9 protein-coding genes and 1 pseudogene are annotated in these 9,751 nt (G+C 41.1%); 2 read left to right on the top strand and 8 right to left on the bottom strand.

Features of this window, described 5'->3' with window-relative positions; translation table 11 throughout:
• Nucleotides 1–203 precede the first annotated feature (203 nt).
• Nucleotides 204–428 (top strand): hypothetical protein, encoded by a 225-nt coding sequence (locus ACYVUV_RS12055; protein ID WP_484499525.1) that lies wholly within the window; start codon nucleotides 204–206, stop codon nucleotides 426–428.
• Nucleotides 429–492: 64 nt separating this feature from the next.
• On the opposite strand, the gene ACYVUV_RS12050 is transcribed toward ACYVUV_RS12055, so the two are convergent.
• Complete coding sequence (locus tag ACYVUV_RS12050; protein ID WP_484499524.1) at nucleotides 493–1,164, bottom strand: zinc ribbon domain-containing protein; 672 nt, start codon at nucleotides 1,162–1,164, stop codon at nucleotides 493–495.
• 408 nt (nucleotides 1,165–1,572) lie between these two features.
• Between ACYVUV_RS12050 and ACYVUV_RS12045 the strand changes: the two genes are divergently transcribed.
• Complete coding sequence (locus ACYVUV_RS12045; RefSeq protein WP_484499523.1) at nucleotides 1,573–2,019, top strand: hypothetical protein; 447 nt, start codon at nucleotides 1,573–1,575, stop codon at nucleotides 2,017–2,019.
• A gap of 354 nt (nucleotides 2,020–2,373) precedes the next feature.
• On the opposite strand, the gene ACYVUV_RS12040 is transcribed toward ACYVUV_RS12045, so the two are convergent.
• From ACYVUV_RS12040 to ACYVUV_RS12010, 7 genes and pseudogenes are all read right to left on the bottom strand, one after another.
• Nucleotides 2,374–2,565, bottom strand: coding sequence for a hypothetical protein (locus ACYVUV_RS12040; RefSeq protein ID WP_484499522.1), 192 nt, complete (start codon nucleotides 2,563–2,565; stop codon nucleotides 2,374–2,376).
• Between the two features lie 12 nt (nucleotides 2,566–2,577).
• Entirely contained in the window at nucleotides 2,578–4,890 is a 2,313-nt protein-coding gene (locus tag ACYVUV_RS12035) for a DNA topoisomerase (RefSeq protein WP_484499521.1), read from the bottom strand.
• Nucleotides 4,891–4,906: 16 nt separating this feature from the next.
• Entirely contained in the window at nucleotides 4,907–6,172 is a 1,266-nt protein-coding gene (locus ACYVUV_RS12030) for an SLAP domain-containing protein (protein ID WP_484499520.1), read from the bottom strand.
• Between the two features lie 351 nt (nucleotides 6,173–6,523).
• Nucleotides 6,524–7,219: pseudogene (locus tag ACYVUV_RS12025) on the bottom strand (zinc ribbon domain-containing protein); the annotation flags it as partial.
• 461 nt (nucleotides 7,220–7,680) lie between these two features.
• On the bottom strand, nucleotides 7,681–8,253 hold the full coding sequence (locus ACYVUV_RS12020) for a hypothetical protein (RefSeq protein ID WP_484499519.1): 573 nt from the start codon (nucleotides 8,251–8,253) through the stop codon (nucleotides 7,681–7,683).
• Nucleotides 8,254–8,643: 390 nt separating this feature from the next.
• On the bottom strand, nucleotides 8,644–8,988 hold the full coding sequence (locus ACYVUV_RS12015) for a hypothetical protein (RefSeq protein WP_484499518.1): 345 nt from the start codon (nucleotides 8,986–8,988) through the stop codon (nucleotides 8,644–8,646).
• A gap of 281 nt (nucleotides 8,989–9,269) precedes the next feature.
• Nucleotides 9,270–9,719: a DUF7679 family protein gene (locus tag ACYVUV_RS12010; RefSeq protein ID WP_484499517.1), complete on the bottom strand. Its 450-nt coding sequence runs from the start codon at nucleotides 9,717–9,719 to the stop codon at nucleotides 9,270–9,272.
• Between the last annotated feature and the right edge of the window lie 32 nt (nucleotides 9,720–9,751).

Raw genomic sequence — 9,751 nt, 5'->3', positions numbered from 1 at the left:
ACAAGGATTTAATACAAACGAAAGAAGGAGAAAAAATGAAAGCTGACAGCTTGCATTTGTTCGATTTTTTAGGAAAAGGGGGGGAATAGAAGCTTCCAAGAAAAAGGAAATGCTGGTTGGTGAACACATGATTTCCGAGTCTTTGGATATTACGGGCAAGAAGCCTGTACAAATTACAATTTGTGGTGATTCTTATTCAGTTGATGGAATATGTCTGGAAAGCAGATAGTAGAAACTATGAAAAAATCAAAGAAGACAAGGATCTCAGAGTTGCATTACTTACGTTTAACAGTCAGCGAGTTCCAGAAAAACTCAGCAATGGCATTTGGATAGAAACCAATTTCCCAGCCAACACAATACTTGCGATCATTTCAAAGATTGCAGATATCTGTGATATTTCCGATGAAGTATCTTACGCAGTAAAGTAAGAAAATAATAAAAAAGTCGTGTCTTTTGACACGGCTTTTTTAGATTTTAGCCTGCTGACAGTAACTACTTCATGGGTTGCCCACACTTAACGCAGAAATTAGCTTCTTTTGTGTTTTTTGCACCACACTTGCTGCAAAATACAGTTTCGCCCTCAGCATCTGAAGTAGAGTCACTGTCGTTGATAGCAGAAACAATCTTATTAGTATTTGCATTATTTGCTGAAATTGAGCGATCAATGTGGACGCGAGTATTTCTGTCATTATTGTACTTGGCAATTTCAGCGTTAACTGCTGATTCAAATGCTTGAATACGTTCACGTTCAAAGAATGGTACAGATACAACCCAGTCTTTGCCTTGAGCATTAAAGTAGAAGGAAGTCTTGATTGCTGACATTACAAGCAAGACACCCAAGGCTAACAGAAGAATTGCCCCGAAAGTTGAAGAGCTATCATGGAATGATGCAAGTCCTACAATCGCAATGATAACGCCAAGAGCAATACCGCCAATCTTAGTGTCAGTTGCAACGCCAACGTCGCTGACGCTTGATAATTGAATAGTGTGAGGTACTTTGCCAGTCGGAATAATGCCGAAGAATACTGTGTTAGGCATTTCTACGTGCAAGTTGTCTTGATCAACTGACATTTTTCCTTTGACCCAAAATCCTAACAAGCTGACTGAAAGATTGTCAATCTTGTTAGTTGATACAGAATTATTTTGTTTGCTTTGTTGTTCCATAAAAGCAATGCTCCTTTAGTAGATAATTTCTGGCGATATTCCGCCATTGACAAGAGTGATTTTAGTTCAATTTCCACTGAAAAAAATATTACTGTTTTTCTGCCATTTTTTGCAGAAGAAGGGGCTTTTCTTGTTTTTTATAAACTGTTCGTAAAATTTCAGTTTTAAGAAGTTCTGAATAGTAGTTTAGCGAAAGTGGAGCTTTTTGCTACTTTAGCACCGCATTTTAGCATTTTAGATTTTTAGAGAGTAGCCAGAAATCCGTTAGTTTTTTAGCTTACATCTTGAAAAGTATTTTTGAAAAACGAAATTCTGACAGCATTAAAAACTCAAGGTACAATAAAGGCATAAAGATAACTGTTGTGGCATCGACTCGTTGCCTAAATTCAACAGATTGGAGGGATAAAAATGTCAGATCATCATATTTCTGAAAGCGACGTTACTGGAGCATGGCTCGCATATTCGTTTGCTAAACATGTATCAAATAAGTCTCATGGGTACTCAAACCCATCAGCCTCTTTTGGGCAGGAATTATTTGGCTATTCCATTGGGCTTGCAACTATGTGCTACTTTGCAGCTTTTGCTGGCTTGTGTAGCATTAAATACTTCTGGTATGTCGTTCTCTTTCAAATTTTCGGTGTTATTTTATGGAACACTGTAGCGTATCTCTATAAAGACAGCTATAAGAGACAAGGAGAAAAATATCTTGATGATGAGGCTCGCAAAGAGCAACAGAAAAAGCAAGAGCGCAAGATGGCAATGATCAAGGAAGCCAAAGAAGCTCAGCAAGAAATTGATCGTCAAAAAAAGGCTCTTAACGAGGTCGTTTACAAGAACAGAGTAAAAAAATGGTAGGCTCTCCTCTTTTGTGTTAAGGATAGAAACAGTTCGTAAAACTTCATAAAATAAATCTTTTACGAACATTAGTTTGCGACCAAGTTGCATTTACTGTAGTTTTCTCGTATAATTAATGCGTACACGTTAATGATTCTCAATACATAGAGAATCCTCCATTGGTAGTCCTTGCTCTGCAAGGACTATTTTTTTGCCAAAAATAAGCACCATGGACTAACCACGGTGCTTATTTTGCTAAGCCATTTAACACTATGTAATAAATGCGTCTACCGCCTCACTTCTATTTTATCATGGATTTTTTAAAAGTTATGAGCTCTTGCGTTTCTTTGTCCACCTAAAATCATAGCGCCCTCCTTAGGACTTTCTCTGTCTGATTTTTTCTAGCAAATTTGCTACAAACTCGCCTTCTTCGTCTTCACTGATCTTTGCTAAATCAGCTTCAGCAACAATTTCTTCCAGCTCATCGCCAGAAATTTCACCTTGCTCAAGCAGAAAGAGCACGACCACTGACAATTTGTCCAGGTTCTTTGGCATTTCTTCGCCCATACTTTTGCCTCCTTAAAATTTGCTCTTCCCTGCCCGTCTCTGCTTTGGTGGCCTGCCGCTCTTGTTTTGATGCGAGTTCCAGTTTGGATCTTTTACCATTGCAACATGCCAAGTGCCTGAGTCAGAGATCTCTTCGAGGTGGAAGGCAGCTTCGTATTGATTTCCTGCTTTACTGGTCAGCTTCAATTTTCTGCTGTTCTTACCTGCAAGCATGTTCTTAATGTCGTTGTCAGTAAAGTTATTGCCAAAATAATCCTTGAAGACGACAAATTTACAATCATCGTTAGTACATCCATATAACGTTACTTGAGCATCCCTCTTCTTTGAAAAGAACGACTTCTTCACGACAAATCCGCCACAGGCTGGACATTTACCAAGAGAAACTTCTTTCTCTGTTTCTTGCTTTTGCTCTTTATAAAGTGGCAAAAGGGCTTTAGGATCCCAACTAGAATTAATTGTCTGCATTGACGACACTATCATATTCTCTGTATCTTGCACGAGTACTGAAGACTTGATCTCACCCTTGCCAATTTGATCATATTTTTCTTCCCATTCGGCTGTTAAAAGTGCGTTGCTAAAGTCAAGATTCTCGCAGATATGATTCATAATCCATCCGTTGGCAGTAATGTGTACGTAATCATCTTTGTCGGTGGTAATGTACTTCTTTTCTTCCAGGCTGGCGATGGCTTTGTCTCTAGTAGCTGACGTGCCAATACCCTTAGCTTTCTTGAGGATGTCAGCATATTTTTGATTTTCTACGTATTTGTACGCTTTTTCCATCAGCCCACCTTTGTCAAAGATGTCAATAGACTTCAATGGAGGTGCTGGCTTAGTTTTAGACTCACTGTTTAAAAGAATTAAAGGCACTTTGTCGCCTTTTTTAGCAGCTTTGGCCAAGTCTACGCTTATACTCTTTAAGTCGCTGTCAGCGGTTTTTTTTCGCTTTCTGGAAGACTTTTTAGCTGGCATAATAAATTCCTTGTAGCCTTTGTCAACTACGTAAGGAATATTAGTTGCCAGGGGAACGTCATTAGCCAAGATACCGATTCTCGTAGAAACGTATTTGTAAGGACTGACTACCAAAGAAATAGCACGACGGACAACCACTTCATACATCAACCTTTGATCGGCCGTAACGTTGCTCTCTGGCGTCATAATCTTTTCAGTAGGAATAATACCGAAGTGGGCTGCTTCTTGTCCTTTGGGTGCTAAGTAGCGCTTGAGCACCTTTTCAGGCATCCGCATCTTGGTCAGCTTGGTTTCAATACCTACTGCTTGAATGTAGTTTTCGTAATTGTCGTAAATATAGTCATACTGTTCTTCATCAATCTTTGAAGAGTCAGTTCTTGGGTAGGTTTGATATCCTTGATCATAGTTTTGCTGCATGACCTGGACCGTCTTTTCTTTTTTCCACCCGGCTACCCGAGCCATTTCGGCATAGAGTGAGCCTTTAGTAAAAGGTGGAGATGGCCATCCATACTTGGGTACTGATTCAATCAATCCTACTTTACCCCACATTTTAGGTTTTGTAAGTCCGTGCTCTTTGAGCATGCTGATGTACTGCTTTTTAGCATCCCCGCCCACACATCTTATCTTTGAGTTCAGCTGAATAGTGGTCCCAGCTATCTGTGTCTTTGCTTTAAGCTCATAGATAGGCTCTTCAACAAAGTTCCGTCTGGCCAGTTCGTAGTTGCAGCATAATGACAGCAAAGTAGTCAAAACTCTCCCAGCTGCGAAATTGCCTCTAATACCTATTAAGCGACATTTCTCGGTTACTAAGCGGCTGATGTTCATCCCTATCAGCCAGTCACTTTTAGCCCGCGCAACGGCTGCTTTAGCTTGTCTCCATGTTTCATCGATTGGATAGAGCTTCTTGAACATTTTAGCAACTGCCTTTTCATCTAAGGCGGCTGGATAAACGCGTCTCAGCTTCTTCTTCATCGCTCCTGGGCAAAAGCGCAGAATGTTGTAGCCAATAGCTGAGCCTTCAAAGTCATTGTCGGTTGCGATGATGACGGTGTCTGCAATAGATACTGCTTGCCTGATCTCGCTAAATACATCCTCACAGCCATCGCGCAGCCGATAATCGAATCTATCAGGGAAGATCGGAAGATTTGAAAGGTCACTTCTGTCTTTGTATTGGTCACCGTAGTGCTCGGGCTCTTCTAATTCAAACAAGTGCCCTCTGGCGGCAACAACAATGGTATTTGGGTCTAAGAACGTTTCCCCGCTTGCCTTGCGCTGCTTTCCTTTGAACTTGATTCCAAGTCCCTTCATGTAAGATCTTGCTTGATCTGGCTTTTCAGCCAGAATAACTGTAGTCACTATTATCACCTAATCCTTAGTAGAAGTTTGCTGATCTAACAAAAATTGGCATCGAAGAGCTGTACCCTACTAAACGATATTTCTTTCTCTTGATAGTATAAGTACCGCCGTAGGTGGTCACTCTAGAGCCTCTAGAGTAGTGCCAGCCCGTTCTGTAGCCGTACTTGGAGTAAATATATGACTTGCTCTTGAGAATCTTTTGAGTACCCGTTACGTTGATTGTTCTGATATAGGAGTTTTTACCAATCTGGTAGTATGCGTTCCCATTGATCCAACGAGTGCCGTAGCAGTTGACTCTCTGAAGTGCATTAACGTGTCTGCTGGTCTTCTTGCCGTATGCAGTATAAACACGAGAGTATGCCATTATCTTGCGCACTGTATAACTAGGCGCTTGCGTTACAGCACGCTTTGTAGAGCTTGATGGTACAGAAACGGATGCAGATGTCTTTCCAGACGTCTTTGGTACGGCTACTGAAGCCGATGTCTTCTGTGATGAAGACGAACTAGATGAAGAGCTTTGCACGTTTGAATTGCTGCTGGTACTGCTATTTCTATTGCTGCTAGTACCTGCTGATTGTCTGTTGTAGTAGTACTTGATCAAGGAATAAAACTCAGGCATTGAGTATCCCCATTGGTCGAAGTAGGTGTCTGGATCAACGTGATCAGTCCCACCCAAATAATTGGATACTTCATGGTGTGACCAAACAGTACCAGAACCGTTTGCCTTCGCTCTAGATGGCGTCAGTCCATATCTGTGGAGCATAGATGCAATCCAGCTAGCATCATTGGCAATGGATTTAATGAAACGTGAGCGAGAATTTACTCTGCATAACTCGATTTGGATAAAGCGGGTATTTGCCATTGCGCCTGCTCCCCATACGCCATAGTTTGTATCTGACAGCTGAATCAGCTCTTGATCGTCTACAACGGCATGTACGTACGTATAAGCCGTCTTCCAATTGCTGTTAAAATAACGGGCCTCTGCCCATGCAGATGCGTTTGGAGTAGCAGTTTCGTGGATGACAATCCCTTCTGGTCTACCTACCCCATTGCGATAGCCAAAGCGGCTCCAATACTTCTTTCCGTTAGCAACTGAATTGAACTGATTATATGTAATCCCTGCTTGTCTAAACAGGTCAGATGCTTGATAGACTGGAGAAATTGATACGTTTTCTGCTTCACTGTTAATAGATGCTGATGCAGGTTTTGCAGAGAAGATGCCAAAACCTGCTGCAAACACAGCAACAAGTGCTACACGGCCAATAAACTTGTACTTTGTCAAAATATCACCTCAAAAATCAAAATTTCTTTTCGGAAGAATTTTAACAAAATAAGTAAGCTTACCAGAATTTGCTATTTTTCGCTAATTTTCAATGCCAAATGTTCAAAAAATAACAAAGGAAAAGGCCATCATCTGAATGATGATGGCCCGAGGAAAAATTAAAATCAACTACCCCCGACCGAGGTTGGAGGTTTGCAACTAGCTAGCGTGGTCCAAGCAAACTCCCCGAAGGGAGTTCTCCCATAGCCAAGCCCGAAGGCTTACGCTGTCGCTTCTCAAGCATCCTTGGCGAACCTCAGATGCTCCCGCAGGCTGACTACTACGGCAGAACAGCACGTTGTACGCACTGCTCTAATTTGTTTGTTTCTTTGTTTTCTTGCCTTTGGCTTTCTTAGCATCTGTCGTGTCGTGCTTACTCTGATACGACGGATTAGGCACGCCGCTGACGTACATCGTTCCCAGCATTTGAATGTTCATTGCGGCTATGCGGTCGTCATTAGAGCGGTAGCCGCATCTGTCACAGATATACATGTGCAGCTCATGGTCTCGGTTTTCTTTCAAAATCCGCCCACACTTAGGACAGCGCTGACTGGTATAGTGAGCGTCTACCTCGACAACCTCGCTGCCATTCTGATGTGCCTTGTACTTGAGCTCCTCAAGCACAAAGAGAGTATCAGCTCCGTAGTGGTTGACGAGTGTCTTAGACAAGCAGTGATTGTAGTCGCTCATCCAGCGGTTCTCTCGTTGACCGATCTTGCGAATGCGTCTCTTTGAGTTTCTGGTATTTGTCATCTGCAGATGACGTCTCAGCTCTTTATAGTGCTGACGCTTTCTGGCAATCGTCTTCCCGTTGTGGAAGAAGGTTTTGCCTTTTTCGTCATAGCAGGTAACGATCTGGCGAAGGCCTCTGTCAACCCCAACTACATGACGAGTCTGCTCAATCTCGTAATCTGGAAAAGACTTGGTTGCGCTGATATGCATAAACCAGTGCTTGCCAGATCTAAGGATTTTGGCAGTGCCAAAAGTCCATTCGTCATCCAGATATTCTACCGAATATCTAACAATCAGAAAGGAGAAAGGCGTGCTCCTCCCTCGATTGAAATCGAAGGAGGAGCACGCTACATTTTAATGAAAAATAAAAAATGCGTGTCTTGGAAGTGTTGTTCTTTGAGAAAAAACAAAAGTTGCTTAGCAAGTCACGATGATATTGTACTTACTTTTCTTGTGTTTGACAAGAAAAAAGCCCTACCAAATTGGCAGGACTAGTTGCAAGTGCAAACTTGCTTTTTTGATGTTGTGTTATACGCATCAATTCAGTAGTTAGCACTTAAGTATAGCATGCAATCGAAAAAGGAAAAAGGCTTATTAGGCATTTTCCTGCAAAAAGTCCTTGATTGGCTTGGTCAAGTCAACCGCCAAAGCTAGCTGTAATTCGCTTAGCTGCGCTTCTTGACCAAAACGAAACATGCCACGCTTAGGCGGCTTCTTCTTCACTTTTGGCAAACTGTCTAGTTTAGGGAAGCAAGACTCGCTCGCCGAATAAGGATAATGGAATTTGAACCCTTTTTTACTTTAGGGAGTCTTACTTTGACATAGTACAGGTTGTAGTGGTCGGTATTGTTAGAATCTATGCACTTTTGGCATTGATCGATTTTCTTTTTGTTCTTCTCATAGAACTCAGCCGGAGTTGTTCCAAATCGTGAACGATCTTTGCGAAAGTCATCATAATGCTTATCGCACATGATGACGTTAATCGCATAATCCCCTGTAGGTATGTACGCAGAGAGCTTAACGTATTTTGGGTAATGCGTGTAAAAGAATCTTAGAAACTCATTTTTGAGATCATAGATCTTGCTTGCAGATTTGTAGACTTTCTTTAACTTATCGTATCTGAAACCATTGTATCGATGCTTATCGCTTTGCATAGCTTTAGCCACATGATTCAGCACCTTGGCTGCACTAAGTGCTGCAAACATTTTTTGTTCGATGATATTTGAGTTGGCCTTCTTGTAGTCTGCAAGTTTCTGATTCCATGATTTTTTGAGAATTTCTTCCTCGCGACGGGATCTAGCAATTGCCATTTTGCTTTTCCTTGTCTATCGATCCGTAAGCGCTTTGCAAAGACAACTAAAAAAGAGCCTTACCGATGCGGTAAGGCCAAATGCAAGCGCGATAACTAACATTTTTATATTTTTTACGCCATCTTTAGGTTAATTTACAATTTTTGGTTATATTTACACAGAAAAAATAAGAATAAAAAGTTGTAGGCAGAAAGGATGTTACCTACAACTTTAATTGTAGCATCTTCTAGGCACAAAAGCCATCTTCTTCTGCAAAAGAAAGATGGCTTGTGATCTAAAATGCTTATAAGAAAAATTGTACATCTAGCCGAACAAAATTGCATCCCCGAACAACAAACATTACTTCAGTAATCGTGAGCTCTGCTACATAGGCTACCTTCAATTTTGCCATCAGACAAAAAGTTGATCTTCTTCTTTGAGCTTTTCTAGCAGTTCATAACCTGACATTTTCTTTCTAAAGAATTCATTATATCGTTCAGAAACAGTTTTGTCATAATCAGCTATTTTTACCGCAAGACGCTGTAAGTCTTCTTCTTCGTCATATTCTATGTCGATATCCAAATGGAAGCGAGCAGGATCGTCATCGCGATAATAATAGTCAACAAAAATTTCTTGCCCGTTTGGCATGACGATCCAATAGCCCCAAACGATAAGAGACTCTCCTAGCATTCGATAGGCACAGATGTCAGCTTCTAGTTCCTTGATAATTGGACTTGCGTCAAAACTGTATTGCATGACTTTTTCCTTTCCTTCAGTTGATGCTAAGTATTAGAAGAACTATCTATATTGTAATTATATTGCAATTAAGCGTACATTCCTAGTTTTCTTCATAGTAGTAGTCATCTAGCTTATAAGTCGTTACCGGATGAATCTTCAGCTGGTACTTCTCAATCAAATCGGTTAAAGCTTGACCATCGATTAAGGTTACTGGCCGATCCCCTTGTACTCTATGGATTACAAGATTATATAAGGCTAACCACCTTGCTGCGCGTTTTGTAGGTTAGCATTCTTGTTGCTTATCTTTCAGCAACTGCAGGCACAGCATCCCTCATCTTCTTTTTCTTTTCGTTGGCTTTCTTCCAATGAGCTAAGCTGAAAAAAATTCTGACACGGCTCACAGCTGTATAATCGTGTCTCAGATATCTGTAGCATTCAATTAGCGATCGCTCGAGATGCTCTTCAGTCACAAATTGCGATCTGGTAAACAGGGTTCCGATCCATCTATGCTTCCAAAAAACTGACAAGATTTTGCCAGTCGTCATTTTTGCTTGACGCTTGTCATTGTATTGGCTGATGGGCACTGTAATGTAGCAACCTCTTAGTTTCCTAAAGCCGGATCTATCGCCATTCTTATAGTCCCAGTCAAGTGCATTTGCGATTTTCTTTGAGAGAAGAAAAATCTTTTTCTCACCATTTGGCAAAAGCACTTTAACGTGGATCATGCCCCGGTTCTTGTTTTCGCTCATATTTCAAGCCCCTTTTGTTTCTTTGTTGCGTT

Source organism: Lactobacillus sp. WILCCON 0149 (genome assembly GCF_057197965.1).
Note: the sequence above shows the minus strand (reverse complement) of the source record. Positions and strands in the feature narration are given on the sequence as shown.

Bases quoted from the DNA above. Each gene is read 5' to 3' on its own strand.
- ACYVUV_RS12055 (WP_484499525.1), top strand. From the start codon at position 204: ATGGAATATGTCTGGAAAGCAGATAGTAGAAACTATGAAAAAATCAAA.
- ACYVUV_RS12050 (WP_484499524.1), bottom strand. From the start codon at position 1,164: ATGGAACAACAAAGCAAACAAAATAATTCTGTATCAACTAACAAGATT.
- ACYVUV_RS12045 (WP_484499523.1), top strand. From the start codon at position 1,573: ATGTCAGATCATCATATTTCTGAAAGCGACGTTACTGGAGCATGGCTC.
- ACYVUV_RS12040 (WP_484499522.1), bottom strand. From the start codon at position 2,565: ATGGGCGAAGAAATGCCAAAGAACCTGGACAAATTGTCAGTGGTCGTG.
- ACYVUV_RS12020 (WP_484499519.1), bottom strand. From the start codon at position 8,253: ATGGCAATTGCTAGATCCCGTCGCGAGGAAGAAATTCTCAAAAAATCA.
- ACYVUV_RS12015 (WP_484499518.1), bottom strand. From the start codon at position 8,988: ATGCAATACAGTTTTGACGCAAGTCCAATTATCAAGGAACTAGAAGCT.
- ACYVUV_RS12010 (WP_484499517.1), bottom strand. From the start codon at position 9,719: ATGAGCGAAAACAAGAACCGGGGCATGATCCACGTTAAAGTGCTTTTG.